The organism is Lacimicrobium sp. SS2-24 (genome assembly GCF_002201535.1).
Lineage (GTDB): Bacteria > Pseudomonadota > Gammaproteobacteria > Enterobacterales > Alteromonadaceae > Lacimicrobium.
The window spans coordinates 365,987-390,885 of record NZ_NIWW01000002.1 but is presented as its reverse complement, the minus strand read 5'-3'; the positions used below and the strand labels follow the sequence as shown (position 1 = coordinate 390,885).

The 24,899-nt window shown below is 51.9% G+C and carries 22 protein-coding genes; 11 read left to right on the top strand and 11 right to left on the bottom strand.

The genetic code is table 11. The annotated features are described in order from the left end of the window. Window positions 1-201: 201 nt before the first annotated feature. The 4 genes from CCY32_RS05570 to CCY32_RS05555 all read right to left on the bottom strand — a co-directional run bounded on the left by CCY32_RS05570 (window position 202) and on the right by CCY32_RS05555 (window position 6,559). Window positions 202-837: a UPF0149 family protein gene (locus CCY32_RS05570; protein ID WP_088329598.1), complete on the bottom strand. Its 636-nt coding sequence runs from the start codon at window positions 835-837 to the stop codon at window positions 202-204. Further along, window positions 834-1,721: a hypothetical protein gene (locus CCY32_RS05565; protein ID WP_210401685.1), complete on the bottom strand. Its 888-nt coding sequence runs from the start codon at window positions 1,719-1,721 to the stop codon at window positions 834-836. Before CCY32_RS05565 ends, CCY32_RS05570 begins: the two co-directional genes overlap by 4 nt. 63 nt (window positions 1,722-1,784) lie before the next feature. Further along, on the bottom strand, window positions 1,785-3,713 hold the full coding sequence (locus CCY32_RS05560; RefSeq protein ID WP_088329596.1) for an ATP-binding protein: 1,929 nt from the start codon (window positions 3,711-3,713) through the stop codon (window positions 1,785-1,787). After that, a complete protein-coding gene (locus tag CCY32_RS05555) occupies window positions 3,713-6,559 on the bottom strand; it encodes a PAS domain S-box protein (protein WP_088329595.1) in 2,847 nt (948 codons plus the stop codon). The genes CCY32_RS05560 and CCY32_RS05555 overlap by 1 nt, the downstream gene beginning before the upstream one ends. A gap of 143 nt (window positions 6,560-6,702) precedes the next feature. On the opposite strand from CCY32_RS05555, the gene CCY32_RS05550 reads away from it, so the two are divergent. Genes CCY32_RS05550 through CCY32_RS05540 form a run of 3 tightly spaced genes read left to right on the top strand, consistent with a single transcriptional unit; the run spans window position 6,703 to window position 9,926 of the window. Then, window positions 6,703-8,379, top strand: a complete 1,677-nt coding sequence (locus CCY32_RS05550; protein ID WP_088329594.1) for a diguanylate cyclase — start codon at window positions 6,703-6,705, stop codon at window positions 8,377-8,379. Window positions 8,380-8,385: 6 nt separating this feature from the next. Beyond that, on the top strand, window positions 8,386-9,537 hold the full coding sequence (locus CCY32_RS05545; RefSeq protein WP_088329593.1) for a response regulator: 1,152 nt from the start codon (window positions 8,386-8,388) through the stop codon (window positions 9,535-9,537). Then, on the top strand, window positions 9,534-9,926 hold the full coding sequence (locus tag CCY32_RS05540) for a response regulator (protein ID WP_088329592.1): 393 nt from the start codon (window positions 9,534-9,536) through the stop codon (window positions 9,924-9,926). The genes CCY32_RS05545 and CCY32_RS05540 overlap by 4 nt, the downstream gene beginning before the upstream one ends. 58 nt (window positions 9,927-9,984) lie before the next feature. Here CCY32_RS05540 and CCY32_RS05535 read toward each other — a convergent pair whose 3' ends face one another. Continuing rightward, window positions 9,985-12,657, bottom strand: a complete 2,673-nt coding sequence (locus CCY32_RS05535; RefSeq protein ID WP_168171433.1) for a TonB-dependent receptor — start codon at window positions 12,655-12,657, stop codon at window positions 9,985-9,987. Between the two features lie 218 nt (window positions 12,658-12,875). Between CCY32_RS05535 and CCY32_RS05530 the strand changes: the two genes are divergently transcribed. Next, complete coding sequence (locus CCY32_RS05530) at window positions 12,876-13,685, top strand: glutathione S-transferase family protein (protein ID WP_168171432.1); 810 nt, start codon at window positions 12,876-12,878, stop codon at window positions 13,683-13,685. On the opposite strand, the gene CCY32_RS05525 is transcribed toward CCY32_RS05530, so the two are convergent. Then, window positions 13,682-14,353 carry a malonic semialdehyde reductase gene (locus CCY32_RS05525; protein ID WP_088329589.1) on the bottom strand — a complete coding sequence of 224 codons (672 nt, stop codon included), beginning with the start codon at window positions 14,351-14,353 and terminating at the stop codon, window positions 13,682-13,684. The two genes, CCY32_RS05530 and CCY32_RS05525, sit on opposite strands and share 4 nt — an antisense overlap. Window positions 14,354-14,483: 130 nt before the next feature. Between CCY32_RS05525 and CCY32_RS05520 the strand changes: the two genes are divergently transcribed. The 7 genes from CCY32_RS05520 to CCY32_RS05490 all read left to right on the top strand — a co-directional run bounded on the left by CCY32_RS05520 (window position 14,484) and on the right by CCY32_RS05490 (window position 22,135). Then, a complete protein-coding gene (locus CCY32_RS05520) occupies window positions 14,484-15,308 on the top strand; it encodes a sulfite exporter TauE/SafE family protein (RefSeq protein WP_088329588.1) in 825 nt (274 codons plus the stop codon). A 156-nt stretch (window positions 15,309-15,464) separates the two neighbouring features. Further along, the gene (locus CCY32_RS05515; RefSeq protein ID WP_210401684.1) at window positions 15,465-16,400 is read left to right on the top strand and encodes a fumarylacetoacetate hydrolase family protein; all 936 of its coding nucleotides are present in this window, start codon (window positions 15,465-15,467) and stop codon (window positions 16,398-16,400) included. Window positions 16,401-16,421: 21 nt separating this feature from the next. Next, window positions 16,422-16,958 carry a VOC family protein gene (locus tag CCY32_RS05510; protein ID WP_088329587.1) on the top strand — a complete coding sequence of 179 codons (537 nt, stop codon included), beginning with the start codon at window positions 16,422-16,424 and terminating at the stop codon, window positions 16,956-16,958. 12 nt (window positions 16,959-16,970) lie between these two features. Continuing rightward, window positions 16,971-17,795: an alpha/beta hydrolase gene (locus tag CCY32_RS05505; RefSeq protein WP_088329586.1), complete on the top strand. Its 825-nt coding sequence runs from the start codon at window positions 16,971-16,973 to the stop codon at window positions 17,793-17,795. Between the two features lie 20 nt (window positions 17,796-17,815). Further along, on the top strand, window positions 17,816-19,441 hold the full coding sequence (locus CCY32_RS05500) for a thiamine pyrophosphate-binding protein (protein WP_088329585.1): 1,626 nt from the start codon (window positions 17,816-17,818) through the stop codon (window positions 19,439-19,441). A 1-nt stretch (window position 19,442) separates the two neighbouring features. Then, window positions 19,443-20,906, top strand: coding sequence for an aldehyde dehydrogenase family protein (locus CCY32_RS05495; protein ID WP_088329584.1), 1,464 nt, complete (start codon window positions 19,443-19,445; stop codon window positions 20,904-20,906). 575 nt (window positions 20,907-21,481) lie between these two features. Further along, window positions 21,482-22,135, top strand: coding sequence for a GntR family transcriptional regulator (locus tag CCY32_RS05490; RefSeq protein WP_088329583.1), 654 nt, complete (start codon window positions 21,482-21,484; stop codon window positions 22,133-22,135). 28 nt (window positions 22,136-22,163) lie between these two features. Here CCY32_RS05490 and CCY32_RS05485 read toward each other — a convergent pair whose 3' ends face one another. The 5 genes from CCY32_RS05485 to CCY32_RS05465 form a co-directional block, all read right to left on the bottom strand. Then, window positions 22,164-22,385, bottom strand: a complete 222-nt coding sequence (locus tag CCY32_RS05485) for a DUF2798 domain-containing protein (protein ID WP_088329582.1) — start codon at window positions 22,383-22,385, stop codon at window positions 22,164-22,166. Next, window positions 22,386-22,700 carry a 2Fe-2S iron-sulfur cluster-binding protein gene (locus CCY32_RS05480; protein ID WP_088329581.1) on the bottom strand — a complete coding sequence of 105 codons (315 nt, stop codon included), beginning with the start codon at window positions 22,698-22,700 and terminating at the stop codon, window positions 22,386-22,388. Between the two features lie 10 nt (window positions 22,701-22,710). Further along, the gene (locus CCY32_RS05475; RefSeq protein WP_088329580.1) at window positions 22,711-23,442 is read right to left on the bottom strand and encodes a sulfite exporter TauE/SafE family protein; all 732 of its coding nucleotides are present in this window, start codon (window positions 23,440-23,442) and stop codon (window positions 22,711-22,713) included. A gap of 96 nt (window positions 23,443-23,538) precedes the next feature. Continuing rightward, on the bottom strand, window positions 23,539-23,991 hold the full coding sequence (locus CCY32_RS05470) for a VOC family protein (protein WP_088329709.1): 453 nt from the start codon (window positions 23,989-23,991) through the stop codon (window positions 23,539-23,541). Window positions 23,992-24,011: 20 nt separating this feature from the next. Further along, window positions 24,012-24,824: an aspartate dehydrogenase gene (locus tag CCY32_RS05465; protein ID WP_088329579.1), complete on the bottom strand. Its 813-nt coding sequence runs from the start codon at window positions 24,822-24,824 to the stop codon at window positions 24,012-24,014. Between the last annotated feature and the right edge of the window lie 75 nt (window positions 24,825-24,899).

Below are 24,899 nucleotides of genomic sequence, written 5' to 3'. Positions count from 1 at the left end.
TACAAACACCGCAGAAAATGACGTGTTGAGTGAAAGCTCCAGGGATGAAAGGGTAGTGACAGAGAAAGTCTCCGCCCTTTGCATGTTATAGCTTCCTTACTGTAACGGTAAACTTGAGCTAACCTGACACCTCGTGCAACGCCCTGAGCGCTGTCAACACGTTTAAACGTATCTGATGCAACCGGTCCGAGCGCTTTGAGCTTAATCGTCTTCACCACTGGTGAAGGTTTCAAACTGGTTGGGCAGATACGCGGCCAGGCTGCCAGACAGGCGCACATAGCTTTGTAACGCCCGCGGCAAGGTTAATGCGATGTCAGCAAGCTGCTCGCTCAGATGAGGATTACCTTTCTCAGCGGCCTGTTCGATGGCCAGTTGCACATTGGCAAAGGTACTGAACAGGCGCAGCGTATGAGTCAATGTCCTGGCAGCCTCAGGTGCCTGCTGCGGGGTCTGTTGCTGCATCTTCTGCCAGGCCCCTTGCCAGACCGGTTCCAGTTGGCGATGTCCCAGCAAACAGCCACATAACCATTGACTCAGGGGGGACTCAAAGGTCATCCCCTGAAAGTATTCACACTCTTTGGGCAATACCCGGGCGGATAGTTCATCGCGCATCAACAGCAATTGTTGTTTAAAACAGTTCATCAGTGGCTCTGCCAGTTTGTCTGCCAGAGGTTGATCAATCTCATCAGGGCTGATCAGCGCCCAGGCCATCCATTGCTGTGGCGGAGGGATCTCCGGCGATGCCGCCACCGCAAAACACAGCCCCTGAATTTCAAAATGACTGCGCAGCTGTTGTGGGTATTCGTCACACAATTCAGCCAGTATGTCCTGATTCATTTTTTGCGCTCCTGCACAGCGATTACCTGACGCGTTTTATCCAGTTCATAGAGCCAGTCAACCCGCTCTGGTGGGGATTCCAGCTGGTATTGGGTAAGCCGCTGATAATGCAACATAAAATCTTTTAGTTCAGCACGGTTCATGCCTTTTCCGGAACCTGCAATCAGGGCTTGCTCCTGCTCCAGACGCCAGTCTATGACCGTTTCCCAATCTGGTGCCTGTAGCATGATCAGCTCATCTAATTGGCTAAACCAGCGCTGATACTCGCCACTCAGACAATCGTTCACATACCCACGCCATACGCTATTCTCGTCCTGCTGAGCCTCAAGTTCGTTGACCGGCTCCTGCAACTGCGCCTCGGATTGTGCCGTTGTACCAAGGCACCAGCCTTCCAGGATGAGGATATCTGCCGGTCCCTGCAACCAGTCAGACTCAAGTTTGCGATCATCTGAGGCTTTGTCAAAACGGGGAAGCTGCAGGTGACGACCGGCGCGAAAACGGCGCACCAGCTCGATGCCCAGAGCGACATCATGGGTACCGGGTACCCCACGGGTCAGGAGTAGCGGATGAATATGCTCTGACAGCCAGCGCCGATGGGCCCTGGTATGATAGACATCATCCATGGATAACACCGCCACCTGCAAGCCATACTCCTGCGCCAGGATACGCTGTAGCGCCGTGGCAAGGGTCGTTTTACCACTGCCCTGGGCGCCATTAATACCCAGCACAAAGGGGTGTGCGGCCTGTGCAACCCGCTCCGCCAGAGACCACCAGCAAGGAGGAAGCCGCTGCATAAAAGGTGCCTCAGTGGAGAGACTGTCAGTGAAACCGGCTCTGACAGATAGCCTGTGGTATTGGCGAGACATGGGACCGCTGGTTGTCATCAGGTAGGGCTATTACAACAAATTCTGAAGCGTTTGGTAATAACCGCTTTGGTAATCATGGGATCAATCTGGCAAAGGCACCTCCAGCCAGAACAGCGCACCGTCGCCGGGTTCAGAGGTAAATCCTACGCTGCCTCCCATTCGCTCCATCAGTTCGCGGGTAATGGCCAGCCCCAGTCCTGTTCCCCCTTTTTCGCGGGTATCTGAACTGTCCGCCTGGGCAAAACGGTCAAAAATACGTGTCTGGAACTGCTTGGGGATACCACTGCCATGGTCTTGCACGAAAATGCGCACGGACTTGTCGGAGATCTCGGTATACACCTCAACCCTGCCATTTTGTGGTGAGAACTTAATGCCGTTAGACAGCAGGTTTTTCAGTGCCTGCTTGAGTTTTTGTTCATCGGCCATCACATACTCGTCAGTCAGCTGCAACATACGCACGCTGACGCCTTTGTCCTGACCATAGTGCTGCAGCGACTCCGCCGTTTCCTGGACCACCGACCTGACCGACACCGGCTCAATATTCATGCTCATGTTGCCCGTACTGAGTTTCTCCAGATCGAGTAAATCATTGATCAACAGATGCAGATTCTGGGTGTTGCGCATGGCGATATTAATAAGGTTCAACACTTTCTCGGGTAACTCACCGAGCTTGCCGCTCGCGATCAACCCCAGTGAGCCGGCAATGGAGGTCAAAGGAGTGCGCAATTCATGGCTGACCGTAGAAATAAATTCCTGCTGCATTCGCTCGGTGCGTTTTTGCTGGGATACGTCTTCCACCACTAACCAGACGAAGCGTCCTTTGCTGCCCTCATCCACCAGCAATTCGTAACAGCGGGTTTCAACGGGCTGTTGCCAGCGATTCAGGTACTGTCGTTCAAAAGGCCCCGAATAGCCCTGCTTAAACTCGACTTTGCGTTTCGTATTCACAGGATTCGGCGGACTGAGTTGTATGTCCTCCTCCCGTTTGCCCAATAACGCTTTGGGCTCTATCTCCAGCATGGCTGCCATGGCCGGGTTGACGGCCACAAACTGTCCGTCGTGCCAGTTTTTCAATGCCATGCCAATCGGGGAGAACTGAAACAGCGCGCGAAAATGCTGTTGATTCTGGCGCTCACGCAGCATCAGGCGGGTGGGCCAGAAAACGGCGGCACTGAGCAATAGCCAGAACAAAATCAGCACCGCTCTGAGCAGCGGCGTACCCGGAGCCTGTCTTGACCAACCCTGCTCAGGACCGGCCAACAGTAACCAGTTGTTGCCCGGAATATAGATGCGGTTGATTACGGGTGCGTTGATGAGCGAACTTGCCTCTCCCCAGAAAATCTCGCCGGGCTCACCATCGCTGTTTTCTTTGGCAAGCCAAACCGATAGCCCGTTGAGATCGTCCAGACCAACGCTTTGATACAGCTTTTCCAGATCCAGCACCGCCGATATCAGTCCCCACAGCTCGCCAGAGTTCTCCTTGTAGACCGGGATACGTCCAATCAGCCCCTGCCCACCCTGCACCAGATTGACCGGCCCGGCAAATACCAGCTCGCCCCGTTCTATGGCTTGTCTTACCCCACCCCACTGATCCTCAAGGCCACGAAAATCCAGACCAATGACCGCTTCGTTTCCCTTCATCGGATACATAAGCTTCATCACCAGACCCGGTGCGGCTCCCACGTTGCGAAGTTGAGGCCCTCCACGCAGAATAATCCGCGCCAGTTCTGCAAAGCGCTGTTGTGTCATGTCAGGTTCGGTGGCAATACTGGCGTTGAGGCCCTGCACCACCTGAATGTTTTGCAGAATCCGGCTTTCCAGGTGCCACTTCACCTCCGCCACGGATTGCGCGACTTCTTCGCGCTCTTCTTCCTGGTACTGCAACAGGTAGAGCTGATCGGCAAAAAACAACACGGCGCTCAGCAAGACCGGAATAGCAATACGCAACAGCCACACCATGGGCACAAACAGGTCGCTGCGACTGCGCAAGGGGTTCGCTTTTTCCAACATCAGTCCGACACTCCGTCTGTTGCGGCGGGAAGCGTTAACCAGAAAGTGGCCCCTTGCCCGAACTCCGACTCAAATCCGACATCACCGCCCATTTTCACCATCAGTTCTGCTGTGATCGCCAGTCCCAGGCCTGTTCCCCCTTTTTTACGATTATCAGAACTATCTGCCTGCGCAAAGCGTTTGAATATGCGTTCCCTGAACGTATCGGGGATGCCTTCTCCCTGATCCTCCACCTGCAAACGAATATGCTGCTGATGGCGCCGGGCAGACAAGGTCACCACACCCTGCTCTGGCGAAAATTTAATGGCATTAGAAAGCAGGTTAGCCAAAGCCTGTAACAAATACTTTTTATCTGCATACACGACATAGTCTTCTTGCGGGTGTATCAGGCTGACGGTGACCCCCTGCTTCAGCCCATAATGCTGGTAAAGCTCTTTGGCCTCTTCAAGCACCGCCGATACAGACAACGCCTGCATATTGAAGGTAATGGCATCGGCGGACAGTTTTTCCAGGTCGAGAATATCGTTGATCAGATCGTTCAGTTGCTGACTGTTTTTATAGGCTGTGGACAGCAAACTCTTTGCTTTTTCCGGCATGTCCGCAATGGCTCCGCCGGCGAGCAGACTAAGCACGCCTTTGATGGATGTCAGAGGCGTTCGCAGCTCATGGCTGACCATGGCGATAAACTCTTTTTGCATGCGCTCTACACGCTTATGCTCTGTGATATCTTCAATCAGGCACCAGACCAGTGTCCGCTGATCCTGATCGGCAATCTTCACGCCCTGCAAACGAATGGGATAGCTATCAGTATTGTGACAACGAAGCTTTGCCTCCAAGGGACCGAACCTATCCTGTGAGCTGATTTGCTCAAGGATTTTGCTGCGCAGATGTATATGGCTTTGCGGCACCAGATCCATAATGTTCATACTCAGTAGCTGCTGGCGCGAATAGCCTGAGGGTCGCAACAGGGCTGCGTTGCAATCCAGCAATTGTCCGGTTTGATAGTCTGCCAGCAATATACCTATAGGACTGAGCTCAAACAGGGAGCGCAGACGCTGCTCACTGCTTTCCAGCGACAACTCAATTAACTTAGACTGATGGATGTTGGCGATATAGCCAAACCAGATGGTGCTGCCATCTTCAAGACGCTGAGGACGTGCACGGCCTTCCACCCACTCAGGCTGCCCCTGTTGATTTAACACACGATATTGCTCATTCCACACACTTAACTGCGCTCTGGAGTCCTCGATAGACTGACTGACACGCGGCAAGTCTTCATCAAAGATACGTTCAAAAACCCGGGCAGCATCAGCCTTCACAGCCTCGGCCGACACACCGTAAATGTCTTTTATGGCACTGCTGGTATAGGGGAAGGCAATATGGCCATCGGGCCACTGCCGGAACTGATAAATCATACCCGGTACCTGCTCCACCAGGTTGTTTAACATCTTACGCTGCTGATGCCGTTCCAGTTTAGCGCCCAGCCAGCGTTCCAGTAATGCCACGAACAACTTGTCTATTTCATCAAAGCCCTGTGGCCGGGGCGTCGCAGCAGAAAAGTTAAGCGTACCAAAGATTTTACCGTCCACGTTTAACGGTTGTGCAATGTAGCTTTCCAGTCCAAATGCCTGGTAGCAGGGATGCTGACAATATTGCGATTCGCCCATATGTGATATCGCCAACAAACTGCGGTTTTTCAGAGTAATATCACAATAGGTCTGCAACAGATCAAAATGCTGTCCATGCTCAAGCCCCCCACCAGGGGGTTGATAATACCAGCGCACTACATAGGTGTTTTGCAGTACTTCACTGACGATGGCCATGTCCATCTGCAAGAACTCACAGCCAAGCTTCAGAGCCTGTTCGATAACCTCTGAGACGCTGCCGCGTAGTTCAAAACTGATACGGTTAAGTAATTTCAGAGCCTGATTATGCCGCTCAAGCTTGTCTCTTGCCTGCCGCTCGCGGGTGATATCCAGTAAAAAGCCCTCAATATAGACCTCCTCACCGCTGTCGTCTGTGACTGCCCGGGCGCGATCTTCCAGCCAGCGGTATTGACCTGACTGGGTGACAACCGGATATTCCAGTTGCCAGGACTGTCCGCTGGCAACCGCCTGCTGAACCTGCCCAGTAAGGGCCGAGAGGTAGTCGTGAGGTATTAAAGCGGCGAAATTAACAGGCTGAGCATGAATAAGCTGATCGGCTGAGTATCCGCAAAGTGCCTGTATCTGCTCACTGATATATAACATGGTCCAGTTTTTGTCATTGCGCCGACGATAGGTGACACCGGGGATATTTCTCACTAACGAAGCATATTGCTCAGTGCTTTGCTGTAACTGCTGGTTTAAAGATTGGGTATCCTGATACTGAATTTCACGCTCTACCAAAGCCGCAAAATCCCACAACAATTGTTGTTGGCTGTCGCTCAGCTGACGCGGACGATTGTCAATCAGACAGAGTGTGCCTAAGGCAAACCCCTGAGCATCCTTAATGGGCGCACCTGCGTAGAAGCCAATTTGTGGTGCAGAGCGAACCAGAGGATTATCGCTGAAACGGGGGTCCAGGGGAGCATTACTGACAATAAAAAGCTGGTCAGGGGTGAGAATAGCATGGCCACAGAAAGAGATGTCTCTTGGCGTTTCGGTGGCGGTAAGGCCCTGCCTGGACTTAAACCACTGGCGATCCTTATCCACCAGCGAAATCAGCACAATGGGTACGTCGAACACCGCTTTGGCCATGGCCGTGATGCGATCGAAACGTTCCTCCGGCGCCGAATCCAGTAAAGCACAGTGAGTCAGTGCCTTGAGCCGGGCGTCTTCATTTTCAGGGTACTGCGGTGGCTGCATCTGTTGTCCTTGTCACTAAATCAACCTGATCTGTAGACAGGCTAAGAAAGACAAATATATGACGTACTCAAAGCCATCTGTTAACTTTAAATAACTTCAGTTAAAAAGCCAGCCCGGTATTTACAGTGGAGTGTTTTACAACTATGACAAAATCCGCACCTTCAGACACTGTTGAACACCAGCTTGCACAGTTGTCGCAACGCTTTATTCAAAGAAGTGAGCGCGAACTCGGTGAATACTGCGACAAGGTCAGTCAGTTAGACGAAAAGCACAGCAACTGGCCATTCATTGAAGAGCTGCATCAGTTTCTTCACCGTCTGACAGGCTCCGCCGGGACTTTTGGGTTGCCTGAATTCAGTCAGCAGTGTCGTGAACTGGAAAAGCGGGTGAAAGATTACCTGCAACACGCTGATGACCCGCAAACCGGATGGAGCACGGTAATGTCAAAGCTGCACCACGACGTGCAGCCTGTATTGCAGCAATTACCTTCGCACCTTGTTCTGACAACACATGCTGTTCCCCACGGACTGACCCGAGCTGACACTCATGATGACCCTGTAGTGGTCGCCCTGGTTGAGCATCCGGGAGGATTTATCGATGCCCTGCAGGAAGAATTAAGGCACTTTGGCTTCACCCTGCTGCGGGTGAAAAAACCCAAGGCATTGCAACATCAGCTGGATACGACAACCTCGGCAGTGATCATCATTACCCATGCGTCACTGGCCAGTGACAGCCTTGCCATCAAGCAGCATCTGCACCGCAGTGCACCACAACGCACCATAGCCACCGTGTGCTTTGGAACCTACCCTGATTTTGACAGCCGCTATCGGCTCGCAGCGATGGGCATAGATGGTTTATTCGCTGATTCGACACATGTCAGCGATGTGGCAGAGTACCTGCAGCGTTTGCAAAGTGAGCACTTACAAGCCGTTGAAGGAAAAGTGCTGATTGTTGATGATGATGCCCAATTGCTGGAACACTACAGCCTGGTGTTAAGTACAACGGGTATCGAGGTGAAAACTCTCAGCAAACCCGAGAGAATTTTTTCGCTCCTGTCTGAGTTTCAACCCGACATTCTGCTGCTGGATGTACACATGCATGCCTACTTTGGCCCAACGCTGGCGCGGATGATTCGCTTTCAACCCGAATGGCTGAGCCTGCCGATTATTTACCTTTCTGCTGAGCAGGATAAAACCGCGCAGATGAAAGCACTGGCCAGCGGTGCCGATGAATTTATCAGTAAACCCATTTCAGATATGGAACTAAAAGAAACGGTGATCACCCGCTGTTTCAGAGCCAGACAACTGGCGGGTTTGCTGGCCAGAGACAGCCTCACCGGATTGTTAAAACACTCATTGATTAAACAGGAAATTGCCAATGAGCATACCCGTTGCCAACGGCTGAAAGAACGTGCCACAGTGGTCATGCTGGATATCGATCATTTTAAAAAAGTCAATGACAACTACGGCCATAGTACTGGTGATATGGTCATCAAAGCGCTGGCCAATCTGCTCAAACACAGACTGCGAAAAACCGACAAAATTGGTCGCTATGGGGGCGAGGAGTTTGCCGTGGTCATGCCACAATGTGAACTGAGGCAAGCGCAACAGATACTCGAAGAAATTCGCATACATTTCGCTGAACTGGTTTTCCACTGTGCAGAATTAGAGTTTCACGTCACCCTCAGTGCAGGCATCGCACAGCTGGAGGCGTATGCCAACGCCGATGCCGCGCTGGAGGCAGCAGATAAAGCCTTGTACGAGCGTAAACAGCAAGGGCGGAACGGGATCACGCTGGCTCAGGTTGACGCACAGGGATAGCGTTTCATGAAAGTGATGATCCTCGAAGACGATGAGTTAATTGCGGAATTACTGGAAAGCCTGGTGTCAGGCCTGCATGTGGAGATGGATGTGCTCAAAGCAGAAACACTGTCTCAGGCGGTGCAGCTGTGGCAAAAACATTCACCAGATTGCCTGCTTTGTGACTGGAACCTGCCTGATGGTCATGGCCTCGATCTGGTCAAACAGATTCGCAGCACACAAAACGATATCAAGGTCATCATGATTACCGCCAGGGCCGACAAAGAATCCGTAGTGCAGGCCGCAAGGTGTAAGGTTAATGGTTTTATTACCAAACCTTTTGATATTGAAGAGGTACACAAACGCCTGAAGACCCTGTTAATGACCTCAACCGCCGAGGCAGAAAACAGCCTGGATATTCAACAAATGCTGTCCAGACGCTCAGAATCTCTTGTCCAGCTGCCCGGTGATATTGATCCTGTGACACTGTTCACGCTGATTGCACAAAAAGAGCGCATCTCGCCCTCTGATTTGGCCCGGCAGTGGCGTGAGATGCCGGGTATCACCGCCCGGCTGCTGGACATTGCCAATCATTATTCCATGGGACGCAGCGGTAAAGCGATTCACTCGCTCAGTGATGCGATTGCCGCTCTGGGCGTAGACATGGCGCTGAGTCATGTGCTGGCCTTATCGCTGGACATCTCTTCCAGTCTGAAGCACCCCTATCTGGCACAATTAGCAAGCACTTACCGCCAGCACGCTGAAAAAGTAGCTAAAACGGCCATGGTACTGGCAGAGAAAGGCAATATTCCCGCGCAACCCCTTTACGTTGCAGGCTTATTGAGCCGCATTGGTGAATTAGGCGTACTGAAAGTGTTGCAGGATTTAAATTACGCGGGCGCGGCACTAAAAAACGATGAAATCGACTTATTGGTAAAAGACTGGGCGAAAGTGTTTGGCAACAGATTAAAGATACAATGGCGATTACCCTTGCCATTGAGACGTTTAATTGGCGCTGTTCACCTGCTCCCTGAGGGTACGACCAATCTACAAATACTAACCATGCACCTGGCAGCACTAAGTGCACAGGGCCAGCTGGCGACGCCGCTAGCGCAAAAACTGATGCGTCAGACAGGCATGAGCACCACTAGCCAGATTATTCAGGGAGAACAACGATGACCGCCCCCCCTAAGTTACAGCGCATTATGTGCGTGGAAGACGATGAAGATATTCGCCAGGTGATAGAGATCTCACTTCAACACATCGGCCAGTTTGACGTGTTGTTGTGTGAAAGTGGCAACAAAGCGCTGCAAAAAGTTGACGAGTACCAACCCGACCTGATCTTACTGGACGTGATGATGCCCGGTATGGACGGCCCCAGCACACTGGAAGCCATTCGCAGCAAACCGCACAATCAGGGGATTCCGGTGATCTTTATGACAGCTAAGGTTCAACCCTCTGAGATAGAACACTATCTGTCGCTGGGCGCACTGGATGTGATTGCCAAACCCTTTGATCCCATGACTCTGCCACAGCAGATTGAAACCATCTGGGAAAAAGCGCTCTGACAGAGTCAGACGAAGCCAGCAGCCTATGGCTGCCGGCTTGGCATACTTAAACGTCTAATCAGAATTGCTGTTTGATATTCACATACAGCATTCTGCCTCTGGGGTCATGTACTGTGGCATCGTAACCAATGGAGTTGCGCACCTGAGGGGCTGCACGGTCAAACAAGTTGCTGGCGCCAAGGGTTAAGCGGGGGCCCTGACCTTGCTCATACCAGGCATCAAACTGATAATTGTACTGCATATCAATTCGGGTCCAGCTGGCGACCTTGGCATTGTCATCATTATCATTCTCATAATCACCAATATGGCGGACATACAAATTGGCAGAATGCTTTTCGTGACGCCAGATCAGGCCCAGATTAGCGCGCAGGGGCACCGTCGACACACCAAAATTGTTGTCATTAACATTACCTCTGCCGTCGATCACACCCAGTAACGGGTCATCCAGGTCATAACTGAGAATATAGGTACCATCCAGTGTTGTGCGCAGGGTGCCCAACTCGCCCAACGACCAGTCGTAGTAGAGATTGAAATCCAGACCGTCAGTTTCAACCGAGCCTGCATTGCGGTAATAGGTTGTAATTTTAACCGCCTCGCCGCTTGGACTGCGTTCAATCTGTTCACTGTCCGGATTGGTCATCAACAAGGCCGCCGGAGATTCTGGTGTAATAAAGTCGGAATAATCGAAGCGCCAGTAATCAGCACTGACAGACAGGCCCTCGACTGGGAACCAGCTAAAGCCCAGATTGTAGGCCTTCGATGTCTGGGGTTTTAGAGGTTTATCCGGATCACCGGTCAGCAACGAAATAAAGCTGACTTCCTCGCCCCCGGCAAAACCACCGGCATAAGGGTCAACAGCGGTCTGAGGGGTGATAAATTGGGAGTCGGTCTGAAACACCGTTGCGATCCGAAATGACGAGCCGTAGCTGGCTCTCATACTGAAATCCTCTGTGGGAGCCCACAGGAATGCCACCTTAGGATCGGTGGTGCTGGCAATATCAAAGCTTTCGTGACGCAACGCCGTTTGCAACTCCAACGTCTCTGTCAAAGGTACCGATAACTCGGTGAATACTGCCCATACATCCTGTTTTCCACTGAAGTCTTCGCCACCACCAAAGAAATTGAATGCCAGCTCGTTGGAACGTTCATTAAAATCATATTCCAGTTTGTCGCTCCGGTACTGGGCACCAAACGCCACCCCCACAGGGCCGGCATCCAGTTCGAATAAGTCGCCGGTAATATGAGCATCGAAAACGGTCTGACTGGATTTGGCTTTGTAGCCAAATTCACCAAAGATAAAATCGTACATCTCGGGTGTGTTCTTATGCTGGCTGGAGGATAGCCAATAATAGTATTGGTCGCCCGATGGTCCGCCCTGACCATTTAAGGCCGCCTGCAGGTTATCGGTAATAACATCTTTACGCGAATTTTCAGTCTCATTCACACTACTGGTCATACTTGCCTGCCATGACCAGTAATTAGCCAGGTCGCCTTTAATGCCCAGTTGGTAGCGCCAGGAACGATAGACCTTATCATCCACATTGGGCGCTGAACCGGCGCCAAGTGGCCGGATAAATAACACACCACTGTTTGATGCACTGCCAGGGAAAGGATCGACCCCGCCCACTTCAATAGCATCCGGATGATAAGCCGGTACCCGTACCTCATCGAGCTGCGGCTGACTGGGCACGGAATGGATGGTCGTACGGTTGCGGGCCACCACCAGCTCACTAAACAATGTGGTATTGCCAGTCAGATCATAAGATCCCTGTGCCATTGCCTGCATCTGCTCTGCTTCTGCGATTATGTCGCCATAATAGCCATAGTTCAGCTGGCACGACCCATCGCTGGGGTGTTCACCGTCTGGCTTGCGACGCACCAGTCCCGGATACTGCTCATAGACAGAACCATCAAGACAAACGGGATCAATCAGCTTAATAGGCGGGCCCGGCGGGCCGTCAAACGCGATCACTTTGCCCGGGAAGCCATAGCCACTCCAGGAGTCCTGCTTCGCGGCATAGTCATCACGCCGTTCAGAATTTGGCACATTGCTGCGTGTCAGGTAGTTTACCGCCAACATCAGGTTGCCCTTATTACTGGTGGCACCGGTAATCGCGCCCAAGCTAACTTCATCAGATCCATACTTATTGTTCTGATAATTCACATCAAACTCCAGTCCCTCAAACTTAGAGCGAGTGATAAAGTTCACGACCCCAGCTACCGCGTCCGAACCATATAGTGATGACGCCCCGTCTTTTAAAATTTCGACCCGTTCAACCGCAATCGCAGGAACCAGGGTACTTAGATCCACAAACTGGTCACCGCCCTCGGTCACTGCAGGCGACAGAGTCTGGCGCTGGCCGTTGAGTAAAACCAGTGTCGATGTCACACCCAGACCACGTAAGTTGATATTGGTAGTACCTACCGAACGCGCTTGCTCAAAGCTGTCGGAGTAAACCTGCGCACCGGTATTAACGGTCAGCGTGTTGACCAGATCAGAAACACTGGTAGCGCCGATATTAGCAAGATCTTCCGCGCTCACCGAGGAAATGGGAGAGGCACTGCTGCTTTGAATCCGGCCTTTGATAAAAGATCCCGTTACGCTGATTTTCTCGACTTTCTCCTGTTGCGATTCATCCTGCTGCGCCAACACGGTGGCAGAGCTCAATAAAGAGCCAATGAGCAGGCTGAGATAGCGCTTATGGGTAACAAGCGTGGTGTTCAGGGTCATAGCATGTTCCTTCTTTCTCTTGAGTGTTGAATGGGTTTTATACGGCGATTTTTGCATTCACCTTTCTACTTTATAATTCATTGATCACTATTTGTACATATTATTAACATATTAAATACATTTAATATTTATTGTATACATGTTTAACTACGCTCAGACAGTCACCCGAGTCGTTTGTCTGTCGACGAAAAACAGCAATGTCACTAAAGGTAAATGCAATGAAAGAAGAAAAACCGGCGTTAACCCTCTACCATGACTGGGATTCACTGATGTCTTTTAAGGTCCGTGCCTGTCTGGCAGAGAAGCAGTTACCTTGGCAAAGCCAGCGGGTGGTGTTGAGAAATTTCGAGCATTTGCAGCCGGATTACCTTCGATTAAACCCCAATGGAGTGGTGCCGACACTGGTGCATCAGCAAAGGGTGATCATAGAGTCCAGCGTCATCAATGAATACCTGGATGACGCGTTTCCAGCCAACCCCCTAAGGCCTGTCGCTGCTGAAGATAAGGCAAAGATGCGCCAGTGGTGCAAGTACTTCGATGATGAGATTCACCCGGCGCTCAGGCCATTGACCTTTGAGCTGATGATCCGCCAACGCTTTCAAAAAATGCAGAAAACACAACTGGAGCAACTGGTACAGGCACATCCAATGCCGCAAAGAGCCCAGGCGTTCCGCAAACTGGTGGGTACCGATACCGATATGGCTGCGGTGTTCAATGCCATAGACCGCGTACGCAAGATTATCCGTAATGTGGCACAAAGGGTCAGTCATACCCCCTGGCTCGCCGGGCCTGACTATTCGCTCGCCGATACTGCCAGCATGGCACTGGTAGACAGATTGCAACGCCTGCAGCTGGATTGTCTCTGGCAGGAGGTACCAGAGACAACGGACTGGCTGCGACGCTTGCTGGCGCGCCCGGCATTTAAGCTAGTCCAGCCCGCGACGGATTTACGCATGCCCTCCCCGAAGCCTGAAATCATGACCCGAGTCAGACAAGGGCTACTGACTTCTGCATACCAGACTGACTAAATCAGCTCGCAGGCCTCGTCAAAATCCAGCCGGGGCAGGCGCTGAAACAGTTTGTCGGTATCGCCGTAGCCCAGCGAGCACAGAAAGTTACTCTTGATGGTGGTACCAGCAAAAAACGTTTCGTCACAGACTTGGTTATTGAATCCGGACATCGGTCCTACATCCAACCCCAGTGCCCGGGCCGCAATCATCAGATACGCCCCCTGCAAGGTTCCATTACGAAACGCCGAGGTGGCGGCCAGCTCAGCATTGTTCTCAAACATAACCGCAGCGTCGGGATTATGGGCAAAGAGTTTTGGCATTTTCCGATAAAAAGCCTGGTCATGCGCGATGATCACGGTCACAGGTGCACTCAGCACTTTATTGACATTCAGTGGCGCCAGACAGGGTCTTAATCTGGCTTTGGCTTCGTCGCTTTGAATAAACACAAAGCGAGCCGGACAGGTGTTCATGCTGGTTGAACCCATTTTAACGATGTCATAAAGCTGCTGCAGTACGTCTTCAGTCACAGGCTTATCGAGCCAGCCATTGTGGCTGCGGGCCTCACGAATAATCAGATCAAGGCTATCGTCATCCAGCGGTGCGACCCGTTTTTTTAATGCTCTGGCTCGCTTTTGGGCCTGCTCAATCTGTTCCTGCTGCTGCGCACTGATTTGTACTGACGTCATAGGGTGTTTCTCCTGTTAAAAAGGGGCGCGGAATAACTCACCTCCCGCCTTATGAGTACAATTTGATTTTATTGTATACATAATATAGATTAAGGTACACCAATTAGAGATTCAAACAAAGAGTAGGGTGATGGATGTAGTCAATGATTTACTGCCGCTGGCAGCAATGATGCTAGTAACAGGTGCCATAGCAGGTGTGCTTGCAGGACTGCTTGGTGTTGGTGGTGGCATTGTCATCGTGCCAGTGCTGGATGCGGCGCTGAGCATTTACGGTGTGGATCCGGAGATCCGTATGCACGTAGCCGTAGCCACCTCACTCACCTGCATTATCTTTACGTCCATTTCGTCGGCACGAGCGCATCATCAGAAAGGATCAGTGGACCTGCGTCTGGTCAGAATATGGGGGGTATGGATACTGCTGGGATCACTGGCTGGCGCGATTGCCGCCTCATCCGTTAATAGTCAGATACTCTCTGCCATCTTTGGTGTGGTTGCGTTGATCGTCGCATTGAAAATGATGCTCCCGACAGACAATCTGACCGTAAGCAACGATCTCCCCCAGGGCCTGGTTGCACCGGTTCCCCCCCTTATGATTGGAGGATTATCCAGCATGATGGGGATCGGTGGCGGCACCTTGAGTGTGCCAGTACTGACTTTACTCAACCAACCCATTCATCGCGCAGTCGGTACGGCAGCTCTGTTTGGCTTGCTGATCAGCCTACCTGGCACTGCCGGATTTGTCGTCTCTGGCTGGGGTGATAGCCGTTTACCCCCTGGTAGCCTGGGTTTTGTGAACCTCATCGGTGTGGCCTTAATCGCCCCGGTCACCGTGATGATGGCACCTTTTGGGGCCCGCATTGCTCATCGTCTGAATAAGCGTCAGTTAAGTATGTTATTTGGCAGCTTTTTGCTGTTGGTGGCGTTGCGGATGCTTTACCAGACGTTCAGTGGCTGAACCTGTTGATATACAATTATAAATATTCAGTTCAATTTAGGTATATTTTTTTAGTTATAAAAGAAAGCCAATTAATTAGTCGATTTTCTGCCTCGGACAACGCACATTGAGGTAACAGAATCGCCACAGCGTAGCACCGCAAAGGAGACAAAGATTATGAGCCATTATGCTCTGACCCGATATCTAAAAAACGATAAACCGAAAACAGCCATGGTTATTGGCCACTATCGTTACGACCTGGCGGATCTGTATGAGGCCGCGAATCCGACACAAGAGATACCCGATTGGGCCCGGGACAGCAATCAATGTATCGCTGCCTGGCCACAACTCTCATCACAGTTAAATGAACTGGCAACCAAAGCGGCCAGCCTTGCGTCTCAGGAAAAAATCATTCCGCTGGCCGATAACATCAAGCTAACTACGCCGTTTACGCCAACCACCATCTTCGGTACAGCGTCCAATTACCATGAACATGCCGAAGAAATGCAAACCGTGCTGGCAGCCAAAGAAGATAGCTCTCCCTATGTATTTATGAAAGCCACCAGCAGTGTCATCGCCACTGATGAAGACGTAGTAATGCCACCGGAAACTTCGCAACTGGATTGGGAAGTCGAGCTGGGCGTGGTCATCGGTAAACCAGCCCGAAGGGTCAAAGCCGAAAATGCGCTGGACTATATCGCTGGCTACACCGTGGTCAATGATATCTCCGCCCGTGACCTGAATCGTCGCAGTGATTATCCCTTCAAGCATGACTGGTTCAGGGGCAAGAGCTGGGACACCTTTTGCCCTATGGGACCCGTGTTTGTGCCTAAACAAGCCATCGCCGATCCGCACAAGGTAAAACTTGGTTTATGGCTCAATGGCAAACAGATGCAAAACGGCAATACCAGTGAACTGATCTGGAATATCTTCGAACAGATTGAATACCTGTCCGGCATTTTAACCCTGCGCCCTGGCGACCTGATCATGACAGGCACCCCGGCTGGTGTCGGTAAAGGTATGGGCTTATTTCTCAAAGCCGGGGACAAACTCGAAGCCAGCGCCGAAGGCGTGGGTTGTATTGTCAATACCGTGCGCGCTGAAGCCGTTTAACCTCAGTTCAAGGAGAGAGTTATGTATACCCCTAAACCAACAAAACTCGGCCACCTGGTACTTAAAGTGCAGGATATTCAGCGTTCAGTGGCCTTTTATCAGGACATCGTCGGACTGAAAATTTCTGACTGGATTGATGATCGTATGGTGTTTTTACGCGCCGGTGAAGACCACCACGACCTGGCGCTGTTGCAATTACCACCGGATCAAATCGATAAACAGGATCCGACCCTGTCACGGGTTGAACACTTTTCCTATCACGTTGAGTCCATCGACGAGATAAAAAAAATCACACAAATGCTGGTCGAACGTGGCATCGAGATCGACCGCGGTCTCGGCCGTCACGGCCCTGGCGACAATACGTTTATCGTGTTCAAAGATCCCGACGGTAACAATGTGGAGTTTTATTCCGACATGTTGCAGATCACACCTGACAAGCCCTATGAGCCGTCCATCTGGCCAGGCAATAAGATGTCCACCTTTGATCAGTGGGATCTGGAAAATTTTGTGGTCGATCCGCCCGAGCGTATCAAGGCCATTATCGACAAACCGCAATAAGGAAAACACCTCATGGCAATTCTCAATATTGGTGACGACCAACTTTATTACGAAGTGCATGGCAAAGGTGAGCCACTAATACTGGCGCACGGCCTTGGTGGCAATCATGCCATTTGGTACAAACAAGTGGATGTGCTGGCCAGGGCCTATCAGGTGATCACTTTTGACCACCGGGGCTTTGGCAATTCTACTGACCATGCCGGACTTGGCAGAAGTGGCTTTGTAGATGACCTCAAAGCACTATTGGATCATCTGCAATTAGACAAAGTGGCGCTGATTGGCCAGTCCATGGGCGGTGGCACTGCCATTACCTTTGCCAGTCAATACCCACAGCGGGTGAGTGCTCTGATGATTGCTGATTCACTGCATGGTCTGAAAGAGGATGGGCAGGTGGCTGACATTATGGATAAGGCCCGGGCAGAAACAGCTCAGCTCAGTCAACTGGACAGAGTGCTGGGTGCGGATTTTAAACTGAAAAATTCCGAGCAGGCGTTGCTATACCGTCAAATCAGCAGTTTTAATCAAACCGATAAAAACACCCTGAGCGGCCAGTATGCCGAGCAGAAGGTCGCGCCGGAGCAACTTGGTAAACTCGGATTCCCGGTGCTTTTTGTTGCTGGTCAGGATGACATTCTGTTCCCTATTGAGGCCATTCGTCTGGTGCAGGAACAGGTACCGAATTCCTTTATTGTTGAGTTTGATCATTGCGGTCACTCGGCATTTTTTGAAAAGCCGGTGGAGTTTAATGACAGCCTCCTCAGCTTCTTGCAAATGGCAGAACTTGAACCACTGAATCAGTCAGTGCACAGCAATTCCGCCGGTTACATTCACCCTTAATTCAATACAGGCGAATTTACATGACACAAATTAGCGTTGCACAACAAGTAGTTGATGCCCTCAAAGAGTTGGGTGTAAAACATGTTTTCGGTGTACCCAGCGGCGGCTGGGTTGATTATATGGAAGCCATTCGTACTACCGAAGGCATAGACTTTGTACTGGCCACCCATGAGGGCGGCGCAGCCTTTATGGCCGATGTGTGCGGAAGAATTACCGGTGTACCCGGTGTCTGCTTCGGGACGTTTGGCCCGGGCGCCACGAATCTGGCCACCGGGGTAGGCAGTGCCTACCTGGACCGCTCACCGATGATTGCCCTGACCGATGAGATGCCGGAACACAAGCGCGGTCGTATCGTACAGATGGCCATAGATCATCAGGCGCTTTTCAAGCCCATAACCAAAAAGACCACCCGCCTGGAGCCCGGCAAGGTCAGAGAAATTCTGTTTGAGGCGGCCCAGGAAGCACTTTCCGGTGTACCTGGTCCGGTGCATGTGGGCTTACCCGTTGGCATGAGTGCCGAAAAGACTACACCGCAGGATATGGCACCGCTGCCTGTGATCAAGGCAGACAAGGCCAGTGATGAACAGCTTGAGAAGATGCAAAGCCTCTTTTCCGACGCCAAAAAACCCGTGCTTGTTCTGGGACTCAGAGCCGCCACCTGTGGTTTGGGCAAAGAAATCAAAGCACTGGCAGAGAAGTTCAATGTGCCAGTGGTGATTAACCCCATGGCCAAAGGTATTCTCGACGAAACAGACCCCCACTATGCCGGGGTGCTGTTCCACGCGCTGAGCGATGTGGTGGGACAAACCCATCAGCAGGCCGATCTGGTGGTCAGCATCGGTTATGACGAAGTGGAATTCAGCTATGAAGACTGGCTGCCCGATGCACCACTGGTGAGTCTGGATATTGTCGCCACCGACCTGGATACCAACACCTATACCCTGGCCTGCGATGTACTGGGCGATATCGCCCATTCAGTAAACCAGTTGCTGGCCTGTGATTGCGGCCCTAAAGATTGGGACCTGCAGGCACTGGCTGAACGTAAAGCCGATATGTTCGCGCGCATGTCACCACAGAATAACGCCTTTGGCCCCTGCGCGGCACTGGATATTCTAAGAGAAAAGTTCCCTCAAAACGGCATTATGACCTGTGATGTGGGCGCCCATATTCATTTGATTGGGCAGAAGTGGCCAACCCCAAAAGTAGGCCTGCAAATCATGACCAATGGCTGGTCAGCCATGGGTTTTGGTATTCCCTCGGCGATTACCGCCAAACTCTGCCTGCCCGATACGCCGGTCTGTTCAGTGGTGGGCGACGGCGGCTTTCTGATGACAGCGGGCGAACTGGCGGTTGCGGTACGGGAGAACCTGAGCATTGTGTTTGTACTCTTTACCGACAATGACCTGGCTCTGATCCGAATCAAGCAGGAAAAGAAAAATAATCCCATCTACGGCACGCCCATTCGTGAGCGCGGTACCATCGGCGGCGACAATATCTTTGGCGTACCGGTGCTTAAAGCCTTTGATCAGAATGAGTACGGTCAGGCACTGGATAAAGCCTTTGCAATGGGCGGCCCGGTGATCGTCGAGGCGATTCTCGATTCGCGGGAATATGACGACCTGGTACTGCGCAAGGACAGGGGGTGATATGCAGGCACAGGCAATATTCCCATCAGCAGACACGTCCGATGCGCAAACTCTGTTAATTGACGGGCACTGGCAGGCAGGTAAAACCAGCATGACCATTCACAGCCCCTACGACAACAATGAGCTGGCCAGGGTAGCCTGCGCCGACAACGAGGACGCGCTGCGGGCAATCAGCAGCGCTCAATCGGCCTTTGCCCGTTACCGCCATCAGCCCAGTAAAGACAGGGCGCGGCTATTACAGGACGCCGCTAAACTGGTTGAATCACGCCAGGAAAGCTTTGCACGCACGATCAGTATGGAAACCGGTAAGCCCATTAAGGCGGCGCGTAAAGAAGTAAAGCGGTGTATCAACACTCTCACCCTGGCCGCCGAGGAAGCTATACGGCTGGCAGGTGAAACCATTCCCTTCGACAGTTTTGATGGTGGCGAGCAGCGGGTTGGCTATTACGAACATGTGCCGTTGGGCGTTATCGTGGCCATCACTCCGTTTAACGATCCACTCAACCTGGCCGCCCATAAACTAGGTCCGGCGCTGGCTGCTGGCAATACGGTGGTGCTTAAACCCTCACAACAGGCACCGCTGTCTGCATTGCAGCTGGTTAAGGCACTGGTTGACTGTGGTCTGGAACCCGGCAAAGTGAATGTGCTGACCGGTTATGCACGGGATTTTGGCAACACCATGGTTGGTCATAAAGATGTGGCAATGGTGACCTACACCGGTGGTGAAGCCTCGGCAGAAGTGATTGCAAAAAACGCCGGCATTAAGAAGCTGGCCATGGAACTGGGTGCCAATTCACCGGTGATTGTGATGGACGACTGTGACATTGAGCGCGCCGTTGAAGCCTGCGTGTCCGGCTCTTACTCGGCAGTGGGACAGAACTGCATTGGCGTTCAGCGTATTTATGTACACCGCAATGTTTACGACACCTTCAGGGCAAAATTTGTGCGCCAGACCCGTCAGCTTAAAGTGGGTGATCCCTTGCTGGACGATACCGATCTTGGGCCCATGATCCACGAACGTGAAGCCATTCGTATCGAAAACTGGGTAAAAGAAGCAGTGCACAGCGGTGCCAATCTATTAGTAGGGGGCGTTCGCAACGGTGCCTGCTATCACCCAACTGCACTGGATAATGTGGCGCAAGACCAGAATCTTACCTGCCACGAAGCCTTTGGCCCGGTAGTCAGTCTGTATCCTTTTGACAGTGTGGACAATGCAATCGCTTTAGCGAATCAGGCCGACTACGCCATTCATGGGGCGGTGTTCACCAGCAATATCAACACTGCGCACAAGGTTTCGCGGGAGCTGGATATGGCCGGGGTGATGGTCAATGACTCCACCGACTACCGCCTGGATGCCATGCCCTTCGGTGGCGCCCGGCGCGGCAGTATGGGCCGCGAAGGCGTGCGCTTTGCCATTAAGGAAATGACACAGACCAAAGTGATGTGTATTAATCTGGCCAACTGAGTCAGCACGTTTTATTGGGGCTGGCCTCCATATTCGCTAGCATCACTAAGGCGGCAAAGCCGCCACTTCCCCCTAAAAGCGCCACGTCCGGACAGGTGATGTGTAAAAGGCGGGTAATTTTCAGGGATGAAAATTAAGCGGAGACTGAACTTCGGACGTGAATCTCCGCGACCGCCTTTTACCGAGCCATGAGCGGACTTTGTGTGGCGTTAGGGGCGTGCTTTCTTTTGGTTACTTTTCTTTGCACGAACAAAGAAAAGTAACTGGCTCGAAGGGACGAGAGACATAAAAGACAGGGAAGTCGATGCATCTTGAGATATCCCCTGTTCCCGGATCCCGCTTCGCTGCATCACGGGCTACAGGACCCCAGACAGCCACTATACGACAATGCTACAGGGAGCGTAGGTTGGACTTTAGTCCAACAATAGACGCGAATACAACAGCAACAGAATCCGGGCTTTTTCGGTTAATCACCACCCATATGCACACAAAGCCATGGTTATGTATATAAACAGTTGCAACTTAGCTGCCATCTCGTACTATAAGCTCAGTTTACCTTTTTAAGTATACAATCTATGGCCAACCTGACGATTTCCGATAAGATTTATAACCAGCTCTCTGCACAGATTATCTCCGGCGAGATCAAACCTGGGCAAAAACTTGAAGAGCAGGACATTGCCAATCAGTTTGGCGTTTCCCGCACCCCGATTCGCGAAGCCTTTCGCCTGTTGCATACCAGTGGCCTGGTAGAGAGCAAAGCCCACCGTGGCGTCACCGTGATTGAACTGGATATCGAACAGCTGGGCGATATGTACGAAGCCCTGCAGGAGCTGGAAGCCCTGTGCGCCCGTTTAAGTGCAGAGCGCATGACAGCGGTGGAGCGTAAGCAGATAGAGCGAATGCACCAACAATCCAAACAGGCCGTTGAGGAAGAAGATGTGGAACGCTTTGCCGAACTCAACGATCAATTGCACAGTGCCATCCATCAGGGCTCGCGCAATAAAACCCTTCTCGAAACCATCGCCAAGATGCGCAAACGCCTGACGCTTTACCGTCAGCCCTGGCTGTTTGAAAAGCGTAACCGTCTGGAAACCTCATTCAGCGAACACGGCGAACTGGTTGACGCGATCCTCAAGGGCGATAAAGACAAAGCCTTTGACGCCATGCGCAACCATATCTCCAATACCAGCCTCGGCACCATTGACTATCTGATGAGCCAGAAGCCTTAAGAAGCGGCCTCTGGCTTAACTGATGGAACTACCCCACCAGTAGGGTCACCAGGCGTCGGATCAGCGGGGAGATCACCAAAACCACCGGAAAAGCCACCATAAAGCCAAACCCCCAGGCTTTTAACCAGATATACAGCAGCCCTTCAGGCAATCCCAGGTTATACAGCGTGACTACCAACGACATAATGCACGACATACTCAGCGACATAAAAAACGAGGTGAGTACGGCTTTAAAGCGGGGTGAGACCATTTACGGCTCCAGCAATTGTACGCTGATATTTTCCAGCGCGTCGGTCACCACCACCTGGCAGGCCAGCCTGGAGCCCGATGTCGCAGTCGGTAGTTGCGCCAATATTTGTTGCTCACCGACATAAGGGGCGGGCACTTTTTCAGCTGATTCCGGCGGCAGCTGCACATGGCAGGTACCACAGCTGCAACAGCCACCGCAAATGGCCGCCATGCCGGGCAGATCGTTTTCCTGCGCCGCCACCATCAGGCTGACACCGGGCTCGGCGTTGATGGTGATGGCGTTGCCATCGGGCCGAATAAATCGAATCGCGGTCATTGATGCCTCCTTAGTTGAGGTACTGGTAAAGGCTACGAAACAAAATCCACAGCGCCATCAGGGTCAGTAAGCCTTTGATCAACGGGAAAAAAAGCTGAGCCGGAATATGGGCCCGCAAGCGAGTGCCCAGCCAGGAACCCAGGGTCGCGCCCAGTACCGTACTGAGCAGCACGCTGGCGTATTCTGAAAACCGGAATCCGATCACCACAAACACACTGATTTTGCAGATATTGCCTATCAGCATAAACAAAGAGGCAGTGGCAATGACCGCATTTTTATCGCTCAGACGTTTGTACAGTAATGTCACCGCCAGTGGGCCGGGGGCGCCCACTAACAATCCCAGGCCGCTTTGCAGGGCACCGATAATAAAGAAGTTCTCAAACCGACTCATCAGGCGGTCTACCCGCACCGACCACAAGGAAAGCAACAGATAACAGGCAATAAACAGCGGAATCAGGCGGGTGTCCAGCTGCACCAGAAACAGGCTAAATACCGTCACACCGACTATGGAGCCGAGCAGATATAAGGGGATCAGTGACCAACAGGTTGCCGACAGATTAAACGCCAGCCGAGAGCCATTGCTGGCCAGTTGTGTGACCGCATGCACCGGTACAATGGCCCCCGGAGTGACAAACAGCGGCAGCAACAGCACCAGGATCATGCCACCGCCCATGGCGCAGATACCGGCAAGCGTTGAGGTGAGTGTCGTGAGAATAAACAGCCATAGTTCGGCAGAACTCATTGGTGCCTGATCCGTAAAAATGAAAAAATCCCAAAACCGTCACACAAACCGGCTTTGGGACAAGGCAAGACGAACATGGACGTCTTACAAAACCTGTTACAGGGTTTTATAACTTTGCGTGCCTACCCAGCCCCGTTCAGAGATATCTACCATGATATTTTCCGGGCCATTCATCTTATACTCGGCATTGTCTTTGGCCGGGTTTTTACCCAGGCCCTGAGCCAGATTCACATCATGGCGCGGTTCATAACCATTGGCCTTAAAGCTTGCCACCATTTGCTCAATGTCATCACACTGGAAACCCACATGGTGAAGACCCACATAACCCTGCGGAAACTCTTTGCCAGCGGCCGGGCCGTTCTTAAACTTAAGGATGGCCAGATTAATATTGCCATCGGTCATGTAGTAGCCGTTGGCATTACGACTGGCAACCACCCCGGCCACGTCCCACCCCAATACATTCTCGAAAAAGGCTTTGCTCTTATCCGGATCGTCGGAGGCCATGGCCAGATGTTTTAACTGAATCGGTGAACTTGGCTTTGCTGCCATAATCATTACTCCTGCAAAAGTTAACTGCCAACCCGCAGTGGCGAGGTCAGCGAACGTAAGGCTTCAATCACACTGAGTGCGGTAATACGCCCTGTGCCGGGATTCTCAACCGTGGGCACGTTTTCAATAGTCATCTCAAAACTGGCGCTGTCAGCATCCACGCGGATAGTATGAGTGTTGCGGGTTTTATCCGGGTCGGCCCAGATTTCCAGTTCGGTCTTATCCGCACCCACGCCCGCCAGACCAAGGGCTGCGGCCACATTAACGTTAGACGGGAACAACCTGGATCCCTCTGCAGCACTGCCTTTAAAAACCTGCAAGGGTTGGGTTAAACCCTGCAGCTCTATCTGGTTTTCGACAATGTACTTAGCTTTAACCAACGACGTAGGCGGCTTACGGGTGACCATGCTGACAGAATAGATGGTTCCCAGTGCCGCAGCACGCACGGCGTCGAGCCCTAAAAACGCCCCGGTTGCGAGAATAATGCGGCCATGGCAGCGCCGTGCCAGCTCAACCACTTGCGGGTGCTGCAAGATGGCCGCACCACTTACCGTAATCAGGGTTTTACCCGCACTGAGGACAGGTTCGGCAATGTCCATAAAGGCTGCAGTGGGGGCACAATCCACCACCACATCGGCCTCGCTGGCCAGTTTGTTTGCATTCAGCAAGGCAACAGGCTTAGTCAGTTGCTGCATGGCCTGACGAGCCTTTTGCTCATTGCCAGAGACAATACCACTGAGTACCAGCCCTTCCATGCCCTCATCCAGGGCTTTGGCAACAACGCGGCCTATCGTGCCGAAACCGGCAATGCCTACTTTGAGGTCCTGGCTCATATCTCACCTGTTATCTTGAACAACACAAACAAAGAATACATCTATCAATAATTGTATACAAGTAATTTATTTTGT